This is a genomic window from Trebonia kvetii (assembly GCF_007827045.1).
In the GTDB taxonomy this organism is placed as follows: domain Bacteria; phylum Actinomycetota; class Actinomycetes; order Streptosporangiales; family Streptosporangiaceae; genus Trebonia; species Trebonia kvetii.
Map to the genome: position 1 here is coordinate 307,324 of NZ_RPFW01000002.1, position 24,067 is coordinate 331,390.

General features: G+C 70.3%; 29 protein-coding genes and 1 pseudogene. 17 read left to right on the forward strand and 13 right to left on the reverse strand.

Going from position 1 to position 24,067, the window contains the following annotated elements; translation table 11 throughout:
• Positions 1-188 precede the first annotated feature (188 nt).
• Positions 189-1,064, forward strand: coding sequence for an Fpg/Nei family DNA glycosylase (locus EAS64_RS10120; RefSeq protein ID WP_145852681.1), 876 nt, complete (start codon positions 189-191; stop codon positions 1,062-1,064).
• 47 nt (positions 1,065-1,111) lie between these two features.
• Complete coding sequence (locus EAS64_RS10125; protein ID WP_145852682.1) at positions 1,112-2,947, forward strand: glycoside hydrolase family 15 protein; 1,836 nt, start codon at positions 1,112-1,114, stop codon at positions 2,945-2,947.
• 394 nt (positions 2,948-3,341) lie between these two features.
• On the opposite strand, the gene EAS64_RS10130 is transcribed toward EAS64_RS10125, so the two are convergent.
• The 3 genes from EAS64_RS10130 to EAS64_RS10140 all read right to left on the reverse strand — a co-directional run bounded on the left by EAS64_RS10130 (position 3,342) and on the right by EAS64_RS10140 (position 4,698).
• Positions 3,342-3,524: a hypothetical protein gene (locus EAS64_RS10130; protein ID WP_145852683.1), complete on the reverse strand. Its 183-nt coding sequence runs from the start codon at positions 3,522-3,524 to the stop codon at positions 3,342-3,344.
• Positions 3,525-3,587: 63 nt separating this feature from the next.
• Positions 3,588-3,785 carry a hypothetical protein gene (locus EAS64_RS10135; protein WP_145852684.1) on the reverse strand — a complete coding sequence of 66 codons (198 nt, stop codon included), beginning with the start codon at positions 3,783-3,785 and terminating at the stop codon, positions 3,588-3,590.
• Positions 3,786-4,113: 328 nt separating this feature from the next.
• On the reverse strand, positions 4,114-4,698 hold the full coding sequence (locus tag EAS64_RS10140) for a DinB family protein (RefSeq protein WP_145852685.1): 585 nt from the start codon (positions 4,696-4,698) through the stop codon (positions 4,114-4,116).
• A gap of 124 nt (positions 4,699-4,822) precedes the next feature.
• Between EAS64_RS10140 and EAS64_RS10145 the strand changes: the two genes are divergently transcribed.
• From EAS64_RS10145 to lepB, 3 genes are read left to right on the forward strand one after another with little or no spacing between them, the layout of a single operon-like run.
• Positions 4,823-5,149, forward strand: coding sequence for a PadR family transcriptional regulator (locus EAS64_RS10145; protein ID WP_145852686.1), 327 nt, complete (start codon positions 4,823-4,825; stop codon positions 5,147-5,149).
• Positions 5,149-5,520 carry a hypothetical protein gene (locus EAS64_RS10150; RefSeq protein ID WP_145852687.1) on the forward strand — a complete coding sequence of 124 codons (372 nt, stop codon included), beginning with the start codon at positions 5,149-5,151 and terminating at the stop codon, positions 5,518-5,520. Before EAS64_RS10145 ends, EAS64_RS10150 begins: the two co-directional genes overlap by 1 nt.
• Positions 5,504-6,136: a signal peptidase I gene (gene lepB / locus EAS64_RS10155; protein WP_145852688.1), complete on the forward strand. Its 633-nt coding sequence runs from the start codon at positions 5,504-5,506 to the stop codon at positions 6,134-6,136. The genes EAS64_RS10150 and lepB overlap by 17 nt, the downstream gene beginning before the upstream one ends.
• On the opposite strand, the gene EAS64_RS10160 is transcribed toward lepB, so the two are convergent.
• Positions 6,133-6,555 (reverse strand): SIR2 family NAD-dependent protein deacylase, encoded by a 423-nt coding sequence (locus EAS64_RS10160; protein ID WP_246115616.1) that lies wholly within the window; start codon positions 6,553-6,555, stop codon positions 6,133-6,135. The genes lepB and EAS64_RS10160 overlap by 4 nt on opposite strands.
• Positions 6,556-6,600: 45 nt before the next feature.
• Between EAS64_RS10160 and tnpB the strand changes: the two genes are divergently transcribed.
• Positions 6,601-7,830: an IS607 family element RNA-guided endonuclease TnpB gene (gene tnpB / locus EAS64_RS10165; protein ID WP_145852689.1), complete on the forward strand. Its 1,230-nt coding sequence runs from the start codon at positions 6,601-6,603 to the stop codon at positions 7,828-7,830.
• 14 nt (positions 7,831-7,844) lie between these two features.
• On the opposite strand, the gene EAS64_RS10170 is transcribed toward tnpB, so the two are convergent.
• The 4 genes and pseudogenes from EAS64_RS10170 to EAS64_RS10185 all read right to left on the reverse strand — a co-directional run bounded on the left by EAS64_RS10170 (position 7,845) and on the right by EAS64_RS10185 (position 9,573).
• On the reverse strand, positions 7,845-8,120 hold the full coding sequence (locus EAS64_RS10170) for a Sir2 family NAD-dependent protein deacetylase (protein ID WP_222849176.1): 276 nt from the start codon (positions 8,118-8,120) through the stop codon (positions 7,845-7,847).
• The gene (locus EAS64_RS46675) at positions 8,117-8,236 is read right to left on the reverse strand and encodes a Sir2 family NAD-dependent protein deacetylase (RefSeq protein ID WP_222849177.1); all 120 of its coding nucleotides are present in this window, start codon (positions 8,234-8,236) and stop codon (positions 8,117-8,119) included. Before EAS64_RS46675 ends, EAS64_RS10170 begins: the two co-directional genes overlap by 4 nt.
• 10 nt (positions 8,237-8,246) lie before the next feature.
• Positions 8,247-8,873: pseudogene (locus EAS64_RS10175) on the reverse strand (VIT1/CCC1 transporter family protein).
• A 37-nt stretch (positions 8,874-8,910) separates the two neighbouring features.
• Positions 8,911-9,573 (reverse strand): lysoplasmalogenase, encoded by a 663-nt coding sequence (locus tag EAS64_RS10185; RefSeq protein ID WP_145852692.1) that lies wholly within the window; start codon positions 9,571-9,573, stop codon positions 8,911-8,913.
• 155 nt (positions 9,574-9,728) lie between these two features.
• On the opposite strand from EAS64_RS10185, the gene EAS64_RS10190 reads away from it, so the two are divergent.
• Both EAS64_RS10190 and EAS64_RS10195 read left to right on the forward strand, forming a co-directional pair.
• The gene (locus EAS64_RS10190) at positions 9,729-10,136 is read left to right on the forward strand and encodes a YciI family protein (protein WP_145852693.1); all 408 of its coding nucleotides are present in this window, start codon (positions 9,729-9,731) and stop codon (positions 10,134-10,136) included.
• The gene (locus EAS64_RS10195; RefSeq protein ID WP_145852694.1) at positions 10,133-11,278 is read left to right on the forward strand and encodes an RNA polymerase sigma factor; all 1,146 of its coding nucleotides are present in this window, start codon (positions 10,133-10,135) and stop codon (positions 11,276-11,278) included. The genes EAS64_RS10190 and EAS64_RS10195 overlap by 4 nt, the downstream gene beginning before the upstream one ends.
• Positions 11,279-11,439: 161 nt before the next feature.
• Here the strand turns inward: EAS64_RS10195 and EAS64_RS10200 are convergent, their stop codons facing one another.
• Both EAS64_RS10200 and EAS64_RS10205 read right to left on the reverse strand, forming a co-directional pair.
• The gene (locus tag EAS64_RS10200; RefSeq protein ID WP_145852695.1) at positions 11,440-12,402 is read right to left on the reverse strand and encodes a threonine ammonia-lyase; all 963 of its coding nucleotides are present in this window, start codon (positions 12,400-12,402) and stop codon (positions 11,440-11,442) included.
• A 167-nt stretch (positions 12,403-12,569) separates the two neighbouring features.
• The gene (locus EAS64_RS10205; RefSeq protein WP_145852696.1) at positions 12,570-13,856 is read right to left on the reverse strand and encodes a lanthionine synthetase LanC family protein; all 1,287 of its coding nucleotides are present in this window, start codon (positions 13,854-13,856) and stop codon (positions 12,570-12,572) included.
• Positions 13,857-14,056: 200 nt separating this feature from the next.
• On the opposite strand from EAS64_RS10205, the gene EAS64_RS10210 reads away from it, so the two are divergent.
• The 8 genes from EAS64_RS10210 to EAS64_RS10245 are packed head-to-tail and all read left to right on the forward strand — an operon-like array spanning position 14,057 to position 20,562.
• Positions 14,057-14,836: an ABC transporter ATP-binding protein gene (locus EAS64_RS10210; RefSeq protein ID WP_145852697.1), complete on the forward strand. Its 780-nt coding sequence runs from the start codon at positions 14,057-14,059 to the stop codon at positions 14,834-14,836.
• Positions 14,829-15,596, forward strand: coding sequence for an ABC transporter ATP-binding protein (locus EAS64_RS10215; protein ID WP_222849178.1), 768 nt, complete (start codon positions 14,829-14,831; stop codon positions 15,594-15,596). Before EAS64_RS10210 ends, EAS64_RS10215 begins: the two co-directional genes overlap by 8 nt.
• A 33-nt stretch (positions 15,597-15,629) precedes the next feature.
• Entirely contained in the window at positions 15,630-16,508 is an 879-nt protein-coding gene (locus EAS64_RS10220; protein ID WP_145852699.1) for a branched-chain amino acid ABC transporter permease, read from the forward strand.
• A complete protein-coding gene (locus tag EAS64_RS10225) occupies positions 16,505-17,551 on the forward strand; it encodes a branched-chain amino acid ABC transporter permease (RefSeq protein ID WP_145852700.1) in 1,047 nt (348 codons plus the stop codon). Before EAS64_RS10220 ends, EAS64_RS10225 begins: the two co-directional genes overlap by 4 nt.
• The gene (locus EAS64_RS10230) at positions 17,548-18,906 is read left to right on the forward strand and encodes an ABC transporter substrate-binding protein (protein WP_145852701.1); all 1,359 of its coding nucleotides are present in this window, start codon (positions 17,548-17,550) and stop codon (positions 18,904-18,906) included. Before EAS64_RS10225 ends, EAS64_RS10230 begins: the two co-directional genes overlap by 4 nt.
• Positions 18,907-18,963: 57 nt before the next feature.
• Complete coding sequence (locus tag EAS64_RS10235) at positions 18,964-19,701, forward strand: class I SAM-dependent methyltransferase (protein ID WP_145852702.1); 738 nt, start codon at positions 18,964-18,966, stop codon at positions 19,699-19,701.
• 29 nt (positions 19,702-19,730) lie between these two features.
• The gene (locus EAS64_RS10240; protein WP_222849179.1) at positions 19,731-20,090 is read left to right on the forward strand and encodes a hypothetical protein; all 360 of its coding nucleotides are present in this window, start codon (positions 19,731-19,733) and stop codon (positions 20,088-20,090) included.
• The gene (locus EAS64_RS10245; protein WP_246115617.1) at positions 20,047-20,562 is read left to right on the forward strand and encodes a GNAT family N-acetyltransferase; all 516 of its coding nucleotides are present in this window, start codon (positions 20,047-20,049) and stop codon (positions 20,560-20,562) included. Before EAS64_RS10240 ends, EAS64_RS10245 begins: the two co-directional genes overlap by 44 nt.
• 13 nt (positions 20,563-20,575) lie before the next feature.
• On the opposite strand, the gene add is transcribed toward EAS64_RS10245, so the two are convergent.
• Positions 20,576-21,523, reverse strand: a complete 948-nt coding sequence (add, locus tag EAS64_RS10250) for an adenosine deaminase (protein ID WP_187365820.1) — start codon at positions 21,521-21,523, stop codon at positions 20,576-20,578.
• An 80-nt stretch (positions 21,524-21,603) separates the two neighbouring features.
• On the opposite strand from add, the gene EAS64_RS10255 reads away from it, so the two are divergent.
• Positions 21,604-22,119 carry a putative immunity protein gene (locus EAS64_RS10255; protein WP_145852704.1) on the forward strand — a complete coding sequence of 172 codons (516 nt, stop codon included), beginning with the start codon at positions 21,604-21,606 and terminating at the stop codon, positions 22,117-22,119.
• Positions 22,120-22,197: 78 nt separating this feature from the next.
• Here EAS64_RS10255 and EAS64_RS10260 read toward each other — a convergent pair whose 3' ends face one another.
• Positions 22,198-23,631 carry a M20/M25/M40 family metallo-hydrolase gene (locus tag EAS64_RS10260; RefSeq protein ID WP_145852705.1) on the reverse strand — a complete coding sequence of 478 codons (1,434 nt, stop codon included), beginning with the start codon at positions 23,629-23,631 and terminating at the stop codon, positions 22,198-22,200.
• 60 nt (positions 23,632-23,691) lie between these two features.
• On the reverse strand, positions 23,692-24,066 hold the full coding sequence (locus tag EAS64_RS10265; protein WP_145852706.1) for a TIR domain-containing protein: 375 nt from the start codon (positions 24,064-24,066) through the stop codon (positions 23,692-23,694).
• Position 24,067: the final 1 nt, after the last annotated feature.

Genomic DNA, 24,067 nt, shown 5'->3' on the forward strand with positions numbered 1-24,067 from the left:
CCTCCGGCTGGAAATAGCCGACCACCTGCCCGTCTCGTGAAGCGCCTCGGATCAGCGGTGCGGCATCGCCTCTGCCGGGTTCGGGTTATGCTGCGGCGTTACCCGATCGCCGGCCGCAGCTGATGGGTAGCCTTGCGGCTCGGCATCGCCACACTAGCCCTCCCGGCTATCGCAACAGGAGAAGTTACATGCCTGAGCTTCCAGAGGTGGAATCCGCCCGGGCGGTGATCGAGCGGAACGGACTCGGGCGATGCATCACTGACGTCGATGACTCCGATACGTATGTGTGCCGCCCGCATGCGCCGGGAGAAATTCGCCATGCGCTGCTGGGAAGAGAGCTCACTTCCGCGATGCGCCGGGGAAAGAGCATGTGGTGCCAGACCGGCCCTCCATCGGAGGCGGTCACGCTGGGCATTCACCTCGGCATGTCGGGCAAGGTCGTAATCGCTGACGCCGACGGAGCTGAGATCGACGGTGGCGACTACTGGGAGGGGCGCCGCGAGCCGGGGGACTATCGTTGGGCTCGATTCACCGTGACCTTCGAAGACGGCGGCCGGCTCATGCTGGTCGACCCGCGGCGCCTGGGCCGTATCAGGCTCAACCCACCCGTCGACCAGCTAGGCCCTGACGCTCAGCTGATTACGCCGGAGCAGTTCCTGACGATGCTAGCGGGCACCTCGGCACCCATCAAGGCACGGATCATGGACCAGCGGCGGATCGCCGGCATTGGCAACCTGCTAGCCGATGAAATCCTGTGGCGCGCCCGGATCCACCCCGCGCGCATCGCAAGCAGCCTCACTCCACCAGAGCAGAGACGGATGCTCAGATCCAGCCGTGACGCGATCAGGGCCGCTCTCCGGGATGGAGGCGTGCATGCGCTGAAAATCATTCCGTATCGACGTGCGGGAAGCACTTGCCCGCGCGATCACGCGCCAATGGAGACGGGTCCGGTCGATGGGCGTACGAGCTGGTGGTGCTCGGCCGAGCAACTATTGATGCCAGGCAGCGGCGGCGTGGCCTTCCCGCGCGGTGTTCGTACCGGGCAGCACGGTCCCGGGGTGTGAATGCCCGTAGGAGGGTGAAATCTCGCCACTCCGGAAACATCTATCACATGGAGCACAGCTACGCCGGAGCAAGGGCCGGCCGCGTCGGCTCATCGCGGGCCTATCTGCCGATCGAAGAGCACGGCATCGTCGGCGACCTGCGCACGGTGGCCCTTGTCGGCACCGATGGCACGATCGACTGGTTCTGCCCGGCCCGGTTCGATGCCCCGAGCCTGTTCGGCGCCATCCTCGACTCACGCCGGGGCGGCTACTTCTCACTGAACGCCCGCACCAACTACGCCCGGCCGAAGCAGCGCTACCTCCACGACACCAACATCCTGCTCACCCGGTTCCAGGGCAAGGAAGCCGTGGGCGAGGTCATCGACTTTATGGTGCCGGAGACTCACACCGCCGGCCAGGCCCGGGATCTCCTCGTGCGCCAGGCCCGCGCGGTCCGCGGCCGGACGCGGTTCGAGGTCGCCTGCCACCCCGCATTCGACTACGGCCGCATGTCGCATGACACCGAAATTATCCAAGGCGTGGGGGCCGTCTTTACCTCCCCCCTCGGCCGCGCCGTGCTGCGGGCCAACGTCGGCCTCAAGGCCGAGGACAACGGTGTCGCCGCCTCGTTCACCCTGGAAGAGGGCGAGACGGCCGACTTTCACCTGGAGTGGAACGGCACTGTCCACCCGGTGCTCGCGGGCGAGACGCGCGAGCTGTTCACCCGGACGCAGGACTTCTGGCGCAACTGGCTGGCCCAGTCGCGGTACACGGGCCGCTGGCGAGAGGTCGTGCACCGCTCCGCGCTGGCGCTCAAGCTCCTTGTCTACCACCCGACCGGAGCCCTGATCGCGGCTCCGACCACGTCCCTGCCGGAGGAGCTCGGTAGCACGCGCAACTGGGACTACCGCTACTCCTGGCTGCGGGACGCCTCGTTCACCGTGTATTCGCTGATGCAGCTGGGCTTCCTGGAGGAGGCGGCCAGTTTCATGGACTGGCTGCAACAGCGCTGCGAGCTGGCCACCGCCGAAGGCGACATTTCGATCATGTACACCATCGACGGCAGCGACCACATCCCCGAGGAGATTCTCGGTCACCTGGAGGGCTACCGGGGCACGCGTCCGGTGCGGATCGGAAACGCCGCGGTCGGGCAGCAGCAGCTCGATGTGTACGGCGAGATCATGGACTCGGTCTATATCTACAACCGGGATGTGCCAATCTCATATGACCTCTGGTGCGCCTTGTCCAGCCGACTCGACTGGCTGAGCCGCCACTGGACCGAGGCCGACGAGGGTATCTGGGAGATCCGCGGCCCGCGCAAGCGCTTCACCTACTCCGCCCTGATGACCTGGCTGGCCTACGACCGCGCCAGGCGCCTGGCCGACGACCGCGGGCTGCCCGCGCCCATAGAGCGCTGGCGCGACCTGGCCGCCCAGGCCCACCGCTTCGTTCAGGAGCAGTGCTGGGACCCCGGCCTGAACAGCTACGTGATGTATCCCGGTAGCCAGCTGCTCGACGCCGCCCTGCTGATCATGCCGCTGGTCAGGTTCGCCGGCCCAACCGATCCGCGGTTCCTGGCCACCCTGGAACGGATCAGTGAGGGGCTGGTCGCCGATAGCTTGGTCCACCGCTACGCCCTCACCGGCCACGACGGCATCGCCGACAGCGAGGGCACATTCAGCCTCTGCACCTTCTGGTATGTCGAGGCCCTAACCCGGGCCGGGCGCACCCACGAGGCCCGCGGGGTGTTCGAGAAGATGCTGACCTACAGCAACCACCTGGGGCTGTTCGCCGAGCAGATCGGCAGCTCGGGCGAGGCGCTGGGCAACTTTCCCCAGGCATTCACCCACCTGGCCCTGATCAGCGCCGCGGTCGGGCTGAATCAAGCGCTCGACCGCAGATGAGCCCACGGAGCGGTGAGAGTGAAGGTGATCGCTGCGGTGGTCAGCAGAAGCCGGGTACGTCGGTGGTTTTGCATGGCTACCTCCGGGCTCGTCTGGTTTGATACGGCAAGCGCGTCGGCGCGCGGGTCGTAGCGGCAATTGCCCGATGGTCGTAGTCCCAGTCCCCTTGCCGGACCCCGGTGGCCGGTAATTGAGTGGCGGGCGCGGCCGGCCGTGAGCAGGATCGGGGGATGAGCCAAGATGCGGGCGCCTTCGACCGGGTGACCCGGGAGATCGGCGGCCCCGATGTCGTCGCGCGGCTGGCCGCGCTCAGTGCCAGCGACTTCACCAGCCTGATGCTCGACGTCTCGCGGCGGCGGGCGGCGGCGGAGACGCCGGCCAGCGTGCTGCGCCGCTACCGGCGCGACCGCTTCACCCGGCCGTCGGACATTCCCGCACGGGCGGCCCGGCGGGCCGAGGACACGCTGCTGCGCTGCCTGCCCGACGGCACGGAGCTGGTGACGCTCGCGCCGCTTGTGCCGCTCGGCGCGCACTCGGTGGTCGCCCCGCTCAGCCAGCACAAGGTCGTGACCACCATCCGGGCCTGCGAGGTGGCGGCCGACCCGACCAACGCGCTTGCGCTTGAGGCAGCCGTACGCCGTCAGGACGCGCCACGGCAGGCGGGTGCGCCCGGAGAGCTGGTGCGGCTGGCCGCGATCCAGCGGGTGGTCCGCGCGCAGCGCTTCGCCCCGGGGATGTCGGCCCACTTCGGCCTGTTCGCCATGGTCACCGCCGGGCGCGACGAGGGCAGCCTGCGGTTCGAGACGGCCGCGCTCGCCGAGCACCTGCGCTTCGCCACCGGCGCCCTGCGTGCCGTCGGCTCGCCAGCCGTCACGCTGGCGCTGACGCCGCTATCCGATGCGGGAGAGCGGCTCGCGGCCGCGGCACGGGAACAGTTCGCCGGGACCGAGGTCGCCGTCGTGGCGGCGCCGGCCGAGGCCGGCAGGCAGGCGTACTACCGTCACCTGTGCTTCAAGGTGTACGCGGTCGCCGACGGCGTGACCACGGAGATCGGCGACGGCGGCTTCACCGACTGGACGGCCAGGCTGACAGGCACCGGGAAGGAGCGCCTGCTGATCAGCGGCTACGGCACCGACAGGCTCGCCACGCTGGCGCCAGGGCCGCGGTTAGCCTGCCGCGGCGCGTGCGGCGCGCTCGACCTGGTCCCGGTAGTCGCGCCACCAGGCCGGGTCGTGCGAGGACATGTTGTCGCTGCCTTCGAGCAGGCCGACAGCCCCGTCGACCAGCTCGCGGACGATGTCGGCGTGGCCGGCGTGCCGCTGCGTTTCCGCGGTCATGTGCACCAGGATGGCGCCGAGCGTCATCTCCGTCCCTTCGCCCCACCACGGCACCGCCGCCGTGGCGTCGAGCGGCAGTTCCGCGATCGCGGCGTCCGCGTGTTTCCATACCCGCCGGTACAGGCCGGTGATGTAGTCCCTTGTCTCCTCTGGCGCCGCCCACATGCCCGCGTTCGGATCGGCGCCCCGCGCCAGCCACGGCAGTTGCTCGCCGTGCGGTCGGCCGAAGAGGTCGCAGAAGTAGATGAGCTCACCGCCCGCCTGATGCTTGACGAGGCCGAGAAGATTGGTGCCCGTCGGGGTCAGCGGCCGGCGGATGTCGTACTCGCCGAGCCCGTCAAGCTTCCACAGCAGCGTCTCTCGGGCACCCTGCAGGTAGTCAAGCAGGCTCGCCTTGGCATCGAATCCCGTCATCCGCGAAGTATGTCAGCCGAACGGTTCAGTGCTCCGACAAACAGCGACACGCCGTCTGCGACCACCCGACGACTAGCCGACTATTACGTTGACTGATATATTGGTCGACGTAGTAGGAGGGCAGATGAGCGCACGAGAGCGAGACGTGCTGCGCCGCGCGGGTGAGGCGTCGGTACTGGTCCTGATCAGCCTGGCCGGCGGCCCGAAGCACGGCTACGCGCTGATCCAGGATGTCAAGCAGTTCGCGGGTGTCGAGCTCGGGCCGGGCACGCTGTACGGCGCGCTCGACCGGCTGGAGAAGCTCGGCCTCATCGAGCCGCTGCCAGCCGACGAGCGGCGCCATCCCTACCGCATCACCGAACCGGGTGCGGCGGCACTGCGGGTGCACCTCGATTCCCTGGAGCGCGTAAGCGCGGCCGGACGGCTGCGCCTGCAGCCCGGCGGCGCCTGATGAGCGCCACGCATGTCCCGGACAGGCTGGTCGGCGCTGCGCTGCGCTGTTACCCGGCCCGCTGGCGGCGGCGTCACGGCGACGAGGCCGCCGAGCTGGCGGCACTGCTCATCAGCGACGGTGCGCCGGCCGCATCGGTCGCCTTGAGTTACCTGCTCGGCGCGGCCCGCGAATGGCTGGCCCCGCCTCCCGGCCGGTCGCTCAGCACGGTGACCGCGGCGCTGCTGGCCGCGGCGTGCCTGCTCGGCTTCTCCGCGGCGCTCATCGCCGAGACCGTGCCGGCCAAGGCGGCGGGCACCACCCAGTCGCCGTCCCGTCCGCACCACTCCGCGTCCCCGTGCCGGCCGGCTGCGCATGTCCGCTCCTGCTGACCTTGGTCCCGCGAGCGACGGTCCGGCCAGCGCCGAGTCCGCGCGAACCGGCCGGATGGGGCGGAGCCGGTGGCGGCGGAGACTGACCGAGACCACCATCACGATTCTCGCGGCGGTGCTGCTGTCAGTCCTGGTCCGTGCGTACGCGTTCGAGACGTTCTTCATCCCGTCGGGATCGATGATCCCGACGCTCGGCGTGTACGACAGGGTGCTGGTGCAGAAGGCTTTCTTCGACTGGCACGACGTCCATGAGGGCGACATCGTGGTGTTCGCCCACCCGCCCCTCGACCACTGCCCGGGCCCGCAGGACGGAGACCTCATCAAGCGCGTCATCGCGCTGCCCGGCCAGACGATCTACTCCGCCGCCGGCGCCGTCTACGTCGACGGCCGTCGGCTGGCTGAGCCGTACCTGCCGTCCCCCGATCCGCTCGGCGCGCCGATCGCGAGCAGCACGCACCCGTACCGGGTTCCGGCGGGCGAGTTCTACGTCCTTGGCGACAATCGCGCGGTCTCCTGCGACAGCCGCTACTGGGGGCCCGTGCAGGGCTCGAGCATCGTCGGCAAGGCGATCGCGGTCATCTGGGACGACAGCCATCCCGAGTTCCGCGGCCTTTAGCGCCCTGTGAGGGGCAGTTCGCTCAGCAAGCGGGGCAGCGCCTCGCTGATCGGCTCGCGCACCACCTCATCGGCGACCGCGTCGTAGGGCGTGGGCTCGGCGTTGACGATGACAAGGCGCGCACCGCGGCCGGCCGCCAGGTCAACCAGGCCGGCGGCCGGGTAGACCTGCAGGCTGGTGCCCACCGCGAAGAAGACGGTGCAGGCGCGGGCCGCGGCCGCCGCCTCGCCGAGCACGCGCGGATCCAGGCTCTCGCCGAACATCACCGTGTCCGTTTTCAAGATGCCGCCGCACGTCAGGCACGGCGGATCCGGCTCGCCCGCGTCGATGCGGGCGAACGCGTCCTCGACGGGGTTGCCAACTGCTGTCGCAACGGTGACCAGTAGCGCTCTTCGGTGGTCGATAGTGACGAGATGCACGGCAGAAATGGTGGCATCTAAGAGTTCGATGGCGAGCCGGAATGTCTGCGCTCGCACGCGGGGGCGGCGCGGTTCGCCTGGAACTGGGCCCTGGCGGCGTGCCTGGAACGCTACCGCGCGGAACGCAGGTGGTACTCCGGTGCGGAGCTGCACAAGCGGTGGAATGCCCGGAAGAAGGCCGACCCGGGGCTGGCCTGGTGGGAGCAGAACTCCAAGTGCGCTTACCAGGAGGCGTTCCGTGACCTGGACCGGGCGCTGCGGGACTTCGTAAGGTCGAGCAAGGGCGAGCGGAAGGGGCGCCGGCTGGGGTTCCCCCGGTTCAAGAAGAAGGGCTACTGCCGGGACTCGTTCCGGCTGACCGGGACGCTGCGCTGCGGGCGGGGCACGGTCACCCTGCCCCGCCTGGGGGTGATCCGGACCCACGAACCGACGCGGAAGCTGGCCCGGCGGCTGGAGGACGGCACCGCCCGGATCCTGTCCGCGACGGTGTCACGCAGGGCGCAGCGCTGGTTCGTGTCGTTCACCGTCGAGGTCGACCGGGCGGAGCCGGCCCGCCATGCCAGGCCCGGCACCGCGGCCGGGGTGGATCTCGGGGTCAAGGCGCTGCTCACCGCGGTCGACGACACGGGGGCGGTGATCACGATCCCCGGGCCGCGGCCGCTGAAGGCGGGGCTGCGCCGGCTGCGGCGCGCCGCCCGCGCGCACGCCCGGAAGAAACCCGGATCGGCGGGCCGCCGCAAGGCGGCCGCCCGGCTGGCCCGCCAGCACGCCCGCATCGCGAACCTGCGCGCCGACGCACTGCACAAGGCCACCACGATCCTCGCCGCCCGCTACGAGACGATCGTCGCCGAGGACCTGAACGTGGCCGGGATGACCCGCAACCGGCGCCTCGCCCGCGCCCTATCGGACCAGGGATTCGGGACCGCCCGGCGGATGCTGGCCTACAAGACCGCCTGGCGGGGCGGGAGGCTGGTCCTCGCGGACCGGTGGTATCCGTCCACGAAGACCTGCTCGGCCTGCGGCACGGTGAAAGCCAAGCTGGCCCTGGCCGAGCGCATTTACCGGTGCGACGCGTGCGGCCTGGTCCTGGACCGGGACGTGAACGCCGCCCGGAACCTGCTGTCCCTCGCCGCCAGTGGGGCGGAGAGGCGAAACGCCGGGGGAGGGACGGTAAGACCGCGCGCCGCGCGGCACGACCCGCCGAACCCGGAACCCGGCAACCCGCACGGGGGCAAGACCGGGACCGCCGCCCGGCAACAGGCGGCTGCGGCATGAGCGCCCCTGAGCACTCAACCGCAACGGGTCCGCGCTCCGCACGCGGTGCACGCCACCGTGCGCGACGTGCCGTGCAGCTCGAGCACCATGCGCGCGGGCAGGCCTGCCCGCTGATGCAGGCCGTCGGTGTTCTGCGTGATCACCCGCAGCGCTGCCGAGCCGGAGCGGGCGAGGTCGGCGATCGCCTGGTGCGCGGCGTTCGGCCGCGGGTCAAGCGCGTGCGTCTGACGGCGCAGCTGCCAGGACCGGCGGCGGATCTCCGCGTCGGTCATGTAGTACTCGACCGTCACGAGCTTTCGTACTCCGGGTGCAGCGTCCACAGGCCGCGCGGGCCGCGGTAGTCGGGAATGCCCGAGTCGGTGGAGATCCCGGCGCCGGTGAGGATCACGACAAGCGGCCTGCACATGTCACTCACGTTACGGGTAGAGGAAGTGGCCGGCGACGTAGGTGATGAGCATGGCCAGGCCGCCGATGCCCGCCGTGCGGATCATCGGAGCCAGCGGGTTCACCCGCGAGATGCGCGCGGTCACCCACCCGGTCAGCGCCAACGCCGCCAGCACGATCGCGAAGGTCGTGGCCCCCCTGACTGATACGGGAATCAGCACGATCGACAGCCAGGGCAGGACGGCACCGGCCGCGAACGCGATGCCCACCGCGAGCGCGTCACGCAGCGGCGCGCTGCGGGAGTCGGACATAATGCCGTACTCCGCCTCCGCATGGGCGGCGAGCGCGTCGTGTGCCGTCAGCTCGACCGCGACCTGCCGTGTCAGGGGGGAAAGGCCGCGCGACACGTAGAGCCCGGCGAGTTCGTCAAGCTCGGCGTCGGGAGTGGTGTCAAGACGGACCCGTTCGACGGCGAGCTATGCTGTCTGCCTGTCCTGCTCGGCGCGCAGCTTCGAGTACTCAACCGCCCCCATGGCGAGCGTCCCGGCCACCAGCCCGGCGAACCCGGCGAACGGCAGCACACTTGAGCTGACCCCGGCGCCGGCGAACCCCTCGCAGATGCCCGCGGAGGTCAGGATGCCGTCGCTGGCCTCCGGCATGTGCGGGCGTAGCCGCCGGACGACATTCACGGCTGCCTCAGGGTTCCGCGGTGCCGCGTTGCGAGCGCAGGAAGCCGGCGGCCAGCAGGAACTGCGCGGCGACGTAGGTCGGCATGACGGCCGATTCCTGGCGGGGGACCGCGTTGACGCCCGCGAGGCCGCAGGCGATCAGGGCATCGGAGACGACGAACAGCGCCCCGCCCGCGGCGGCCTCGCGGTTGCGGCCGGAAGCCAGCACTGCCATGGCGACGAGCAGCAGGCTGTAGGCGGCGACGGGAACGCGCAGGCTGCCGAGGCCTCGCCACAGCACCGCGATGAGGACCGCCCACGCCGCCGCGTAGCAGGCGGCGACGCGCGGACGTACACCGCGGGCAGCGCCGTCCCTGGCGAGCGCGGCGATGTAGCAGGCGTGCGCCGCGGCGAAGGCGCCCATGCCGGGCACGAACCAGCTCTCCGAACCGAGCAGGGCGGTGTCGCCGAGCCCGGACAGGACCATCCCCGCGGCGGGGAGCCGCACGTCCTGCTTCCTGTCGCCCGCCGCGACGAGCGCGAACGCGGTCAGCACCGGCATGAGCAGCGGCTTGGTCGCCCATTCGCCCGTGCGAAAGCGGTTCGCGGCCGCGGCCGAGTTGGCGATGCCGAGAGCCGCGTACAGACCCGCCAGGGCTCTGGCGCGGGCGCGGCCCGTCAGACGAGACATGCGCGAAATGCTACTTCCCTGGCGGTCAGCGGGAGGCTGCTGGGGACGCTGCCGGATTTCTTGGATAGGTTTCCGTCCCAGGTGTCGAGAACGCGGCGCCGGCTCCGTCCCAGGGATACGAGCGGCCAGCGGGCCGCACGGCGAAGAGGAGGATCATCATGAAGTACCTGCTGCTCAAGCACTACCGAGGTGCCCCGACTCCCGTCAACTGCGTGCCCATGGACCAGTGGACGCCGGAGGAAGTCGACGCGCACATCAAGTACATGTACGACTTCGGTGCGCGCCTGGAGAAGACGGGCGAGTTCGTCGCCGGCGAGGGTGTGGCACCGGACGGCGCGTGGGTCCGGTACGACGGGGAAGGCCGGCCGCCGGTGGTCGACGGCCCGTTCGCCGAGACCAAGGACCTCATCGCCGGCTGGATGATCATCGACGTGGAGTCCTGGGACCGGGCAGTCGAGCTGGCGGGGGAACTGTCCGCCGCTCCCGGGGCCGGCGGCAAGCCGATCCACGAGTGGCTCGAGGTGCGGCCGTTCATGACCGCCCCGCCCACAGTGACCGAATGAACGAGCCGTTGCTGCGGGAACTCGCGCCCGCGGTGATCGGTGTCCTCGTCCGGCGCGGAGCGGACTTCGCGTCGGCCGAGGACGCCGTCCAGGAGGCCCTGATCCGGGCGCTGGACAGCTGGCCCGACGATCCGCCGCGCGACCCGAAGGCATGGCTCGTCGCGGTCGCCTGGCACAAGTTCATCGACACCGCCCGCGCCGAGGCGTCGCGGCGCGGACGGGAACTCGCCGTGGACGCCGAGCCGGCCGCCGGGCATGCGACCGCCACGGATGACACGCTGCGGCTCTACTTCCTGTGCGCGCACCCGACCTTGCCGGAGAGTTCGGCCGTCGCGCTGACGCTGCGCGCCGTCGGCGGCCTGACCACGCGGCAGATCGCGGCGGCCTACCTGGTGCCGGAGGCGACCATGGCGCAGCGGATCAGCCGGGCCAAGCGGCGGATCGCCGGGCTGCCGCTCGACCAGCCCGGCGACCTCGCGACCGTGCTTCGCGTGCTCTACCTCGTATTCAACGAGGGATACAGCGGTGACGTCGACCTGGCGGCCGAGGCGATCAGGCTCACCCGCCAGCTCACTGCCCTGACCGACGAGCCCGAGGTCGCGGGCCTGCTCGCGCTCATGCTGCTGCACCACGCCCGCCGCGCGTCCCGCACCGGCCCCGGCGGCCGCCTGGTGCCGCTCGGCGAGCAGGACCGCTCGCGGTGGGACACCGGCATGATCGCCGACGGCGTGACGATCCTGCAGGCCGCGCTCGCTCGCGACCGGCTCGGCGAATACCAGGCCCAGGCCGCGATCGCCGCGCTGCACGCGGACGCCGCGGCGACAGCGGAGACGGACTGGGTGCAGATCGTGGAGTGGTACGACGAACTGCTTGCCCTCACCGGCAGCCCGGTGGTCCGGCTCAACCGCGCGGTGGCGGTCGGGGAGGCCGACGGGCCGCAGGCCGGCCTGCTGGCGCTCGCGGACCTGGACCCCGGCCTGCCCCGGTACGTCGCGGTGCAGGCCTACCTGCACGAGCGGGCCGGTGACCTGGAGCGCGCCGCCGTCCTGTATGCCGAGGCCGCCCGCGCCGCCACCAGCGTGCCTGAACGCGACCACCTCACCCGCCAGGCGGCCAGGATGCGGCAGCTGCTGCGCCCGTGACCGGCGCCCGCTGATCGGCAACCGCGCCCGCGACGCTCCCGATGGCGCCCGGCCAGTCGCCCTGCGCTTCTTCGCCGTGCCCGACGACGCAGCGGTGGAGGCACGGTGAAGCACGCAACCGTTCGGTATGTCGATCTGCTGATCCGGGGCCTGGCCGGTCGTCACGGCAACGGCGAGCCGACCCAGCGGCGATAAGTATCTATGTCGACATTGCTGCCGCACACGATGGTGACGACATGCCGGTCCGCGAAACGGTCCCGATCTTCGAGGATCGCGGCGATGCCGAGCGCGGCCGACGGTTCGACGACGAGGCCGGCGCGCTCGAGGAGCAGCCGCAGGCCGGCGAGGATCGACGCCTCCTGGACCAGGACGGCGTCGTCGGCGACCTGGAGGAGATCGTCAAGGACGGCGGGGATGGGCCGCCGGCCGGCCACGCCGTCCGCGATGGTGTCAGTCGTGTCGGTCGTGACGACGCGCCGCTTGCGCCACGACAGTGTCATCGCCGGCGCGCCAAGCGGCTGGACGCAGATCACCTCGACCCCGGGTGCCAGGGCCTTCATGACATGGCCCACGCCGGTTGCCGGCGTGCCACCGCCGAGTGCGATCAGGACGGCGCCGAATGGCGCCGCGGCGTCCGCCAGTTCCAGGCCGATGGTCCCCGCGCCCTCGCAGGTCTCGATGTCCAGGCTGTCTTCGACCAGCCGGATGCCGTCGCGGGCGGCGATGTCCGCCGCCCGCTCGCGGGCCATGTCGAAGTCGCCGTCCACCAGCTCAAGCGTGGCGTCAAGCGCGCGGATCCGGTCAAGCTTGGCCGCGGGCGCGAAGCGGGACGCCACGACGGTGACGTCGAGCCCCCGGCCGCGGCCGGACCAGGCGAGTGCCTGGCCGAGGTTGCCCGCGCTTGCGCACACCGCGGCTTGGCCGGCGAGCAGGCTCGCGATGACTTCGGTGCCGCGGCCCTTGAAGCTGCGCACCGGGTTCGCCGTTTCGAGCTTGATGCTGACCGCGCACCCGAGATCGGGGTCGAGCGCCTCGCAGCGAAACAGGGGAGTGTCGAGGAAGACTGGGTGGATCAGCCGGCGAGCCGCACGGATCCGTGCGATGTCGAGGCGCGTTTCCGGCATGGCACAGCAGCGTAGCGCCGGCACCGCTGTCCTCCTGCAGCCGTCGTCTTACATCCCAGCTGATCAACGTCGTCCCTCGGCCGAGTCGACAGCGGATAACAGCAACAAGCGTGGAGCGCTAGGCGGGGTGAAGCGCACCGTGGGACTGCGGGGGTTAACGAATCAAACTAGCCCGGGGGCAAAAAGTCGGGGCCACTGCTGACGGCAGGATGGTCGGGCCAGGGGACTGCGTAGGCAGGATCGCGTCCAGTGGCGGCGCGGGCGAACCTGAGTAGTTCGCGGATGATGCCGGCGCTGCCCATCGCCCACCCGGTAAGCGGGTCCAGTGTGCTCGGGGTGGCTCGGTGCTCGTGATTCGACCAGCGCAGGCCGCCCGCATCGGCCGTCGCCCGGTCTGCGAGGTCGGTGACGAGCACGTCGGCGAAGCCCAGACCATCCGCCTGCTCGACGTGCCGGTCGCACGCCAGTGCCAGGACTCCCGCGGTCCCGCAGCAGTGACCGCTGTTGTCCCAGAACCCGGGCCGGAGCTGGCGCGGCAGGCCGCAATGGGTCACGGTATGCCAGCAGCTGCCGGCGAGCGTGGCCCAGGCGGGATCGCCGGTGACCGCGCCGAGCAGCCGGAACACCTGAGCGTCACCCGCGGGGCCGTTGCACCAGCCGTAGCTGTAGCGTTCGATTAGGTCGGGCCGGTGCGGCGGGTCAGAATGCGGGACGACGAAGCCGTCCGGTCCTGCTTCGTTGCGCGACACGACATCGGCGGCGCCCGTCAGCGCGAGCTCGATGAGGTCGCGCCGCCCGACGGCCGCGCCGACGGCCGCGATTGCGTACGCGATGCCAAGCGTCCCGTGTGCCATGTGATGGGAGCGCGACGGACTGGGCCGATTCGCCCAGTTGACGCCGCCGGGCGTCGGATTGGCGGTGCGCAGGTACGGCTCCACCGCCAGGACGGCCAGCTCAGGATCGCCGGCGTGCAGCGCTCCCAGCGCGATGCCCGCGTTGCCGAAGAGCAACTCGAACATCGCGCCCCAGCGCTCCCCGTCGAAACGAGAGCGCACCTTATCGAGAGCGCGGCCCGCCGCCGCACCCGCCGCGGCGTCGCCCAGCTGGAGATGGACCGCGTGCAGGGCGACCGCCATGCCTGCCAGGCCGAAATACAGCGAGCAGTCGTCCTCGCCGTCGACTGCGGCCGCAATGGCCGTCGACCCGCGCACGGCGGCGTCCCCGTAGGCGTCGTCACCGAAGTGCCGCTGAGCCTCAAGCAACACGTGCACGATCCCCGCCGAACCGTGATACAGCGTGAAGTTCGCCTTGTCGCCGGGAACGGCAGCCGCCCATGTCAGGCCTGCCTCGGTGCCGCGCGCCGAACCGAGCAGCCAGCCCAGGGCGCCAAGGGCCAGGCCTTCTGCCGCCTCACCCCGCGCTTCATCTGGGACGCCGATGCCATTCGCAGCCATGCGCCCATCACACCAGACAGGCGTTGCCAGACTGCGTGAACCGTGTCCCGACATGATGCTGTATTTCGTCACTGTGAGTCGCGGTTCAGTTGCAAATAGACAACAAGTGCTGCTAGCAGGCTTGCCGAGTCTCTCGCGCGACGCCTTGAATGGAGATTCCTAGGCAGGAAGCGCTGCCTGTGAAAGCTGGAACTTGTGTTATGGAGCACAGTTCAGTCCTTGAGGTCAACGACGTCAGCGTTCGCTTCGGCGGCCTGACGGCCCTTGACGCGGTGTCGCTAAAGGTCGCACCCGGCGAGATTGTCGGCGTGATCGGGCCGAACGGGGCGGGAAAGACAACGCTGCTCAACGTCTTGTGCGGCTTTACCCGGCCCGATGAGGGCCAGGTGCTCATTGACGGCCGCCGCCATCAGCACCTGCGCCCGCACCAGCTGGCCGGGCTGGGTGTCGCCAGGACACTGCAAGGGGTGGGCCTGTTCGACGGGCTGTCCGCGATCGAGAACGTCATGGTCGGCACGAACTGCCGGGCCAGGGCCGGATTCTGGTCCGCGCTGCTCGGGCTGCCCCGCTCCGACCGGGAGGAGCGCAGGCTGCGGGAGGCGGCCGGCCAGGCACTTGACCGGGTGAGAGCGGGTGAGGTGGCCGCCTCCCGCCCCGCCGAACTGCCCTACGGCATGCGCAAGAGGGTCGCGCTGGCGCGGGCGCTCGCCGCCCAGCCCGAGCTCCTGCTGCTCGACGAGCCAGGCAGCGGCCTTGCCGAGGGTGAGCTTGCTGAGCTGGGCAGGCTCATTCGCGAGCTCGCCGCCGGGATGTCCCTCGTCATCGTGGAGCACCACATGGACTTCATGATGTCCGTCTGCGATTCGCTCGTCGTCCTGGACTTCGGAAAGGTGATCTCACGCGGGTCGCCGCGGGAAGTGCAGGCCGATCCCGCGGTGGAAGCTGCTTACCTCGGCTCGAGCGGACCTGGCGGTGAATAGCCCAGCCGGGGCCCGCGCGGCCCAGCCGCATGGAGCAGCGTCGCTCGCGGTGGAGGACCTGGTCGCGGGTTACGGCGACGTCCTGGCGCTGGATCGCGTCACGATCTCGGCGACGGCGGCCGGCATCACGGCGGTGCTCGGCGCCAACGGCGCTGGCAAGACCACGCTGCTGCGGGCGATCAGCGGCATGGTGCGGCCGCGCCGCGGGCGGATCCTGCTCAACGGAGCGAATCAGGCAGGGCGCAGCCCGGAGGACATGGCCAGGGCCGGAATCACTCACGTCCCTGAGGGACATGGCGTCATCGCGGAACTCACCGTGGAAGAAAACCTGCGGCTCGGCATGATGTCGTGGCCTGGCATGACGTCGCGGCGGGCTGACCGGGCCGCCGCGCTCGCAGAGGCATACGAGCGCTTCCGCGTGCTGGCCGATCGTCGCCGCAAGCTGGCCGCCAGCTTGTCCGGCGGCGAGCGGCAGATGCTGGTCATCGCGCGCGCACTGGTGGCGCGCCCGCGTGTGCTGCTGCTCGACGAGCCGTCGCTCGGCCTGGCGCCAAGAGTCATGACGCAGGTCATGGACATGGTGATGCGGCTCAGCAAGGAAAGCGGCATCACCACCGTGCTGGTGGAGCAGAACGCGCGCGCCGCGCTCGCGATCGCCGATCACGGGGTGGTGCTCAACGTCGGCCGCGTCGTCGCCGCGGCCGACGCCCGGACGCTCGCCGCCGACGTCGCGCTGCGACATCACTACCTCGGGTTCTAGCCCGCGGTGCCCCAGCAGAGGGAGGAGGAGGGGATGACCGAATTCCTTCAGTTCACGCTCAGCGGTATCAGCTTCGGGATGATCTACGCCGCGATAGCGCTGTCCCTCGTGCTGATCTGGCGGGGCACCCGGCTGCTGAACTTCGCGCAGGGCGGGATGGCGATGTTCACCACCTACATCGCGATTGAGGTGATCTACCACACGGGTTCCTACTGGGCCGGGTTCGTGGTGGCGCTCGCGGCCGGGATCGTGCTCGGCGCCGTGGCGGAGCTCACTGTCATCCGGCCCGCCCTGGGCAGGCCGGAGCTCAACTCCGTGATCATCACGATCGGGCTGCTCATCCTGCTCGAGGGCCTGGCGGGCATCTTCTACGGCGGGCAGTACCGGTCCTTCCCCGCAGCCTTCTCGGTGATCGGGCTGCGAGCGGGCTCGACGCCCCTTGGCGTGTCGCGTTTCGACGTGTTCGTCGCGGCGGCGGTGCTGGCCACGACGCTGCTGCTTGCGGCCGGCTTCAGGTACACGAGCGCGGGGCTGCGCATGCGGGCGGCGGCGTTCAACGCCACCATCGCGCGGCTGTCCGGGATCCGGGTGGCGCGGGTGATCACCGTCGGCTGGGCGCTGGCGGGCCTGCTCGGGGCACTCGCGGGCCTGCTGGTCTCGCCGTCGACGTTCCTCTATCCCAACAGCATGGACACGATCTTCGTGTTCGGCTTCACGGCCGCGGTTATCGGCGGTCTCGACAGCCCCGTGGGCGCGATCGTCGGCGGGCTGCTGCTCGGCGTGGTGCTCAGCTACGCCGGCGGGTACCTCGGCTCCCAGACGACCGCGCTTGTCGCCCTCGGCATCCTGGTCGTGGTCTTGATGATCCGCCCGGCGGGCATCTTCTCAAGCGCCCGGGTGCGGCGAGTATGAGCACGCTGTCGCTGCCACGCATCCTGCTCGCCGCCCTCGCGGGGGCCGTGCTCGTCGTGATCTTGTCCATCAAGCTGAACGCGTTCAGGGACTTCCAGATCGCCCAGATCGCCGTCGAGGTGACGGCCGTCTCCGGGCTCACGGTGCTGACGGGCCTGAGCGGCCAGGTATCGCTGGGAAACGGGGCGTTCATGGCCATCGGCGCGTACACGACAGCGCTGCTGATCCTGCATCTCAGCTGGCCTTTCATCGCCGCGCTCGCCATCGCCGCCGCGGTCACCGCCGTGGCGGGCACGATCGTGGGAGTCGCCGCGGCCCGGCTGCACGGCCCGTACCTCGCTGGCGTGACGCTCATGCTCGGAGTCGCGCTCCCGTTCCTCGCGTACATCTACCCGGCAGCCCTCGGCGGTGACCAGGGCCTGAACGTCGTGTACACCACCCCGGGCTTCCTCGGCGCGAATTTCCCGCTCTACCGGTGGCAGGCATGGGTCTGCTCCGCCGTCGCGCTTGGCACCATGGTGCTGCTCGCGAACCTGAGCCGCAGCAGGGTCGGGCGTAACTGGCGCGCCGTGCGCGACGATGAGGTGGCCGCCGCGCTGGCCGGGGTGAACGTGGCCCGCGCTCGCATCCTTGCCTTCGTGGTCAGCGCCGTCTGCGCCGGGATGGCCGGCGCGCTGCTTGCCATCATCACCGGGCTGGTCGCGCCCGGAGCCTTTACGATCACGCTGTCTATCGCACTGCTGGCGGCCGCGGTGATCGGCGGACTTGGCACCCTGCTCGGGGCGGTCTGGGGAAGCCTGGTGATCGTCCTGGTGCCGACCTACGTCACCGACGTGGCCACCAGCCACGGCCTGTCCACGTCCGTCGCGTCCAACATCCCTGTCGCGGCCTACGGCGTAGTGCTCATCCTCGTCATGCTCATTTTCCCGCAGGGGATCCAGGGCGGAGTGAGATGGCTTCTCGGCTTTTCCGGGATCTCCTCCGCCGCCCTTGGCCAAAGGCGTCCAAGCCGGATGCCGGATAAGAAAGAAGGCACTCAATGAAGAGTTCTCACGGGCTTCGCGTGCCAGCCATCGCCGTCGCGGCGGCTGCGGCGCTCGCCGCCGCCGGCTGCTCCTCCGGCACGAGCTCTAGCTCCGGCCATGCCACGGGCAGTGCCGCCGCCTCCTCGGGCGGCGCCCTGACCGCATCCGCGCCGGGCATCACGTCGAGCACCATCACCATCGGCAGCCATCAGCCTCTCACCGGGCCTGCTGCCGCCGGCTACAGCGAAATCGCCCCCGCGTCGACGGCGTACTTCGCTTACGTCAACGCGCACGGCGGGGTGGACGGCCGGAAGATCGTGTACAAGTACCTCGACGACGCCTACAACCCGACGCAGACCTCCACGGTGGTGCGCGAGCTGGTCCTCCAGGACAACGTGTACTCGATCTTCAACGGCCTCGGGACTCCCACCCACCTGGCGGTGGAGAGCTTCCTCAACTCGCAGAAGATTCCCGACGTGTTCGTCGCGTCCGGCTGCGACTGCTGGAACCAGCCGACGACAGCTCCGGAAACCTTCGGCTATCAGCTTGACTACATTCGCGAGGGCAAGATCCTCGGGCAGTATGTGGCCAAGCACTTCGCCGGCAAGAAGGTCGCCTACTTCTACCAGGACGACGAGTTCGGCATGGACGGCGTGAAGGGGCTCGACTACGAGATCCCGCACTCGCTGGTGGTCGCCAGGCAGACCTACGTCCCGACCAACGTGAACATCGCGCCGCAGGTCGCGGCGCTGCACGCATCGGGCGCACAGGTGATCGTCGCGTTCTCGATTCCCGCGTTCACCGCGCTGCTGAGGCTGTACGGCCTGAAGCTCGGCTACAGCCCGACGTTCGTGGTCAGCAACGTGGGGGCGGACCCGATCACCCTGTCCGGGCTCCTCGAGGCGTACGCGAAGCAGGGCGGCGCGACCGTCAACGGCAACCAGCTCACGGCAGGCATCATCACCGACGGCTACCTGCCGACCCTCGGTGCCACCAGCAACAGCTGGATCGCGTTGTTCAAGAAGGTGCATGACCAGTACGACGCGAAGGCGCCCTTCGACGGGAACGTGCTCTACGGCGAGGCCGTCGCGTACACCTTCGTGCAGGCGATGCTCAAGGCGGGCAGGAACCCGACCCGGGCGGACTTGGTGTCGGCGATCAACGCAGGGCTGCCGCAAGGTCCCGCGGTCGCCCCCTACGCGTACTCGTCAACCAACCACGCGGGAGTCACCGGCGCCTACATCGGCATCATCAGCAACGGCGTGCTGACCCAGGAGGGGCCTGTCTACACCACGGACTCTTCGACGGGCGCCATCACCACCGTGTCAGCAGCCCAGCAGCAGGCACCGTCCACCGGCATCCCCGCACCCTGACCGACCCTATGCTGGGCGGTGCCGCCGCCAGCCGCGCTCGCGGCGCGAAGGAGACCGATGCCGAGCGTGACCGCGGGGGCCTTGCCCGACTTCAAGCCCGCTCCCAACCAGGGCGGCAATATCGAGCTGTACGAGGTGGAGAACCGGGCTCTTGACCCGGATGGCCACATCCTCGCCGCGATGCGGGCGCGTGCGCCCTGGGCCGGGCGCACGCTGCTTGACCTCGGGTGCGGCAGCGGTTACTGGCTTGGCGGTTACGCCGATGAGGCGGCGGAGGTGATCGGCGTCGAGCCGGATCCGCGCCTGCTGCCGCTGGCGGCTGACAGGGGTCCGCGGGTCCGGGTGCTGCACGGATCCGCGGAGCACATTCCGCTGGACGACCAGTCGGTCGACGTCGTGCACGCGCGCTTCGCCTACTTCTTCGCGCCGGGCTGCGACGCGGGGCTGGCCGAGGTCATGCGGGTGCTGCGTCCCGGCGGCACGCTCGTCGTCGTCGGGAATGACCTGCGGGCGGGGGAGTTCGCCGAGCTGCTGCAGGCCGCGACGGGTGCGCTCGTGCTGGCTGGCGGGGAGGAGACCGACGCCTGGTGGGCGGCGCGCGGCGCCGACCGCAACACGGTGCGCACCGCGTGGCGCTTTACCGGCCGGGCCGATTTCGAGGCCGTGCTCCGCATGGAGTTTCCGCTGAAGGTCGCCGATCCGTGGCTGGCCGCCCATCCCGGCGCGGTCGGTCTCAGCTACAGCTACACGCTGTTCGCCGTGGACAAGCCGGCAGCACTGCTGCGCGCCCGGTGATGCGGCCGGCGCGGTGGGATACTGAGTCTGTGCGCCAGGCATTCGTCCACGACGCGGTCGTGACCATGGAAGCGGACGGCGACGCGCGGGCACCGGGTGGCGCCATTACGGTCGCGCTCTGCGGACACTGGGACCACGAGCCGCCGTGCCCGCTCGCGCCGCACAGCACAGACGCCCAGCGCTCCGGCGACCAGGTACGACTGCGGGTGCTATTCGCGGCCGAACCCACGGCGGAGACCGAGGTGCGCGGGCGGATCGACGCGGCCCTGTCCCGGGGCAGTCTCACCGGCCCGGACGGCGTCACCACACGCTGGCTGCTGCGTGACGCACGGCCGGGCCTGCTGCGTGACGACGAGGCCGAGCACGCCGACCGGCTCATCAGGCACTGACGATGGTCACCCCGATGGATACTTCCGGCGGCACTGGCTGGCTCGGGAGATCAGGCCCGCCGGGGCTGGTGATATCGACGGCGTGGCGGCTCTGGCCGCCGAGCTTGCGCTGTCGTTCGAGTTCTCACCTGAGCAGTTCGGCGTCAGCTATCCCGCCCTGCTCGCGGCCGACGGCGCATGCCTGCTGCTTGCGGTGGACGGGAGCGAGTACGCCGGTTACCTGCTTGGGTTCCGTCACCTCACCTTCTACGCCAACGGGCCGGTGGCCTGGGTCGAGGAAGTCGTGGTGCGCGACCGCGACCGCAGACGAGGCGTCGGCAGGATGCTGGTGGACGCCTTCGAGGGCTGGGCGGCAGGCGAAGGGTGCGCGCTTGTCGCGCTAGCGACCAGGCGGGCGGCACCGTTCTACCGTGACCTGGACTACGAGGAGTCCGCCATCTACTTCAGAAAGCTGCTCGCAGCCAGGACATGAAGTAGACGCGGACTCAGCTGGCTAGCCATCGATCGATCTCGGCGTCGAGCTGTGTCTTCAGCTGCGCTGGAGCGAAGCTAGCCGCCACGGAGGCGCGCGCGAAGCCGGCCAGGTCGGTGTCGCTGTAGCGGAAGATCTCCCGGGCGCGCTGGTACTCCGCCGCAAGCGGCGTCTCCCCGTCGGTGTTCAGCGTGACCGTCAGGCCGGCGTCGACCAGGTGCGGGAGCGGATGCCCGGCCAGTGACGGGACCAGCCCGAGCAGGACGTTGGAGAAGGGGCACACCTCCAACGGCACGCGACGTGCCCGCAGTTCGGCCACCAGGTGCGGGTCCTCAAGCGCCCGGATCCCGTGGCCGATGCGCTCGGCATGTCCCCTGGTCAGCGCTTCCCGGATGCTGGCCGGGCCGGCGGTCTCCCCGGCGTGGTGCACCACGTGCAGGCCCCTGTCACGGGCGGCAACGAAAACCTCGGCGAACGGTGCGGCCGGGTAGGACTCGTCTCCGGCCAGGCCGACAGCGATCACCTGGGGATGCCCGGCGGCCAGGGCAAGGCTGCGCCACAGCCGCTCGACAGGGCGGCGGCGCGAGTGGTCCAGGATGACCCGGGTCTGGATACCGTACCGCTCCGCGCCGGCCGCCAGTCCTTCCAGCACCGCCTCCAGCGGCATATCCGGATCGCCCACGCGTTCGCCATGCGCCGCCGCGGTGAAGGTGACCTCCGCGTAGCGGACACCCTGAGCCGCCTCGTCCTGGCAAAACTCCTCGGCGATCCGGCGAAAATGCTGGCGGTCGACCAGCAGCGCGCGCATGATGGCACGCTGGTCGGCGAACTCCCGGAAACTGGTGAACGGCCGGTCCTGGGCGGGCGGCTGGCCGCCAAGCTCGCGCAGGGTGCCGGGACGGATCGTGCTTTCCAGGTGCGTGTGCAGATGAGCCTTGGGCAGCAGGCGAAGATCCCTCACCGCGCGACCCTACACCGGGCCCGCATTGGCAGCGCGCCAGGCAGACTGTGAAGAACGCAGTACGGAGGGGAGCACCAGCCATGATCCTGCCGCCGGTGCGCGACCCGCGCTTGGTGACGATCCGCCGCGGCGGGACCCTGACGGACGCCGATCACCATCGGCTCGCCCTGTGGGCCGCCGCCTGCGCTGAGCATGTCCTGCCCCTATTCGAGTCCGCGCACCCCGGCGATCCGCGGCCGCGTCAGGCCATCGAGCATGCCCGTGCCTGGGTTCGGGGCGAGGTGAAGATGATGGAGTCCCGCGCGGCCGGCGGCCATGCCATGGGGGCGGCGCGAGACAAGCGAGGTGCGGCGCGTTTCGCGGCGTACGCGGCCGGCCAGGCCGGGGTCGTGGCGCACGTCGCCGCGCACGATCTCGGCGCGGCCGCCTATGCGATCAAGGCCGTGCGCGCCGCGGCGCCGGACGGCGAGGCCGACGCCGCGGGCCGGCGCGAGTGCCGGTGGCAGCGCGACCAGCTTCCGGAAGCGATTCGCGAGCTCGTCCTTGAGGACCAGCGGCTGCGGAACGAGATCTGCTGGTCGGTCTTCGACTCCTGACGTCGTTGTCGGCTATCGTGGCGGCATGTGCTGCTGCGCCATGAACATCCGGACCGCCGCTTAGCGGCGGGCAGTGCGTTACGCGGCCACCTGCGGGAAGGCGACGGGGCTGCGGCGCCCCGCCGTGTCCACCGCGCGCAGGCCGAACTGCACGTTGTCCTTGGATATGTCCAGCGTGACCGAGGTGACGTTGCCGACGGCGATCGAGCTTGTCCAGTCCGCCGCAGTGGTCGCCCGCATCACGACCTCGTAGCCGGCGATGTTGGACTCGGGGTTGGCGTTCCAGCTGAGCGTCGTCAGGTTGGTGCCCGACAGGGTGCCGGGCGGCGTCGTGTGGATCAGCATGCCCTTCGGCGTGCCGGGATTAGTGGCCAGCGCCCACATGGCGGCGGCGTTGACCGCGGCCACCCGCGCGGTGTAGTCGAAGTCCACGAACTCGATCAGGTCTCCGAATTGCACTCCGTCGGTCACCTGGGTGTTCTGGTGCTCGTGGTCGAAGTTCTCGCGCTGCTCGGTGAACCGGGCCGCCGGGTAGCCCTGCTGCTGGAACGAGATGTGGTCGCTGCCGCGCAGGTAGCGGTCACGCCGCCAGATCGACCGGATGTTCATCTTGGTCAGGTCGAACGGCGCGACCTCTCCGACGAACCTGGCCAGCTGGTGCGTCGCCCCGTCGTTCTCGCCGCCGACCAACTGCATGAGAGCGATCTGACTGGCGGTCGCCGCGGTCGGGATGCCCTCGATGAACAGGCGCAGCGTGTGCGGGTCGGGCGGGTGGCCGTCGAACGAGTGGCTCGCGCCGACGATGTCGTTGCTGAACATGCCCTGCACGTCATTGCCCGCGGCGGCCATCTGCGCCGCCATGTGGGCCGAGCCGTACAGCCCTTGCTCTTCTCCGGCGACGGTGGCGAACACCAAGGTGCCGGGGAACTGGTGGGTGGCGAACACCCGGGCGAGCTCGAGCACGACCGCCACACCGGAGCCGTCGTCGTCGGCGCCGGGGGCGTCGCTGGTGAAGTCGAGCACGTCGGTCACCCGGGAGTCCAGGTGGCCGGTGACGACGTAGTACCGCGCGGGCGTCGCGGTGCCCATCAGCGTCGCAATGACGTTGGTGATCGTGGTCGGCACCGGGATCCGCGACGATACCGGCTGGACGAAGGACTGCTGTTGTACGGTCATGTTGCCGCCGGAGGCGGCCGCGAAGCCCTGCATCTGGGCGAACACCCAGGCGGTGGCCGCGCCGATGCCGCGCACCGGATCGGTCTGGCTGGACGACGTGTGCCGGGTGCCGAACGAGACCAGCTTCTCGATGATGGCCTCGATCCGGTCCGGATCGATCTGGCTGATCAGGTGCCGCAGCTCGGGGTCGGGGTGGTGGGTGACGAGCGCCGGACCGGTCACCGCTGCCCGTGCGGCACCGGTGAGGAAGGGGACGGTGGCCGCCGTGACAGCCGACGCGGAGAGGAAAGTGCGGCGGGTGGCGCCAAGGCGACCCGCGGAATGCTTGTCTGCCATAGCTAACAATCATCGACGCGACCTGTCACATGTCAACGACCGGACGTAGCCAGATCTGTCTTACCTTGGGGAGTGGCGCGGGACCTGCGTGATGTCGTAGTAGACGGGCAGGCCGAGTTCGCGCGCGGTCGCGACGTCCTGGTCAGCGCCGGCCGACTGGCCGGGCAGCCGCAGGACGGCGTCGCAGTGCCGCAGCAGGCGCTGCGCGGTCGGGTAGAGAACCTGGTCGGCGAGCGGGTCGGTCACGGCCGCGCCGGCGGAGCGAAGGACCGGGAGGGCGACCCACTCGCCGATCATCGGGACATGGCCCGCCTCGAAGAGCGGCCACGCGGCCTCCTCGAGCCGCCGGAGGTTGGCCGCCATGGCGTCCGGATCACCGCCGGTGCCGGATTTGTAGGGGCCAGCGATCAGGACGAGCATCGGTCGCACCGTCATG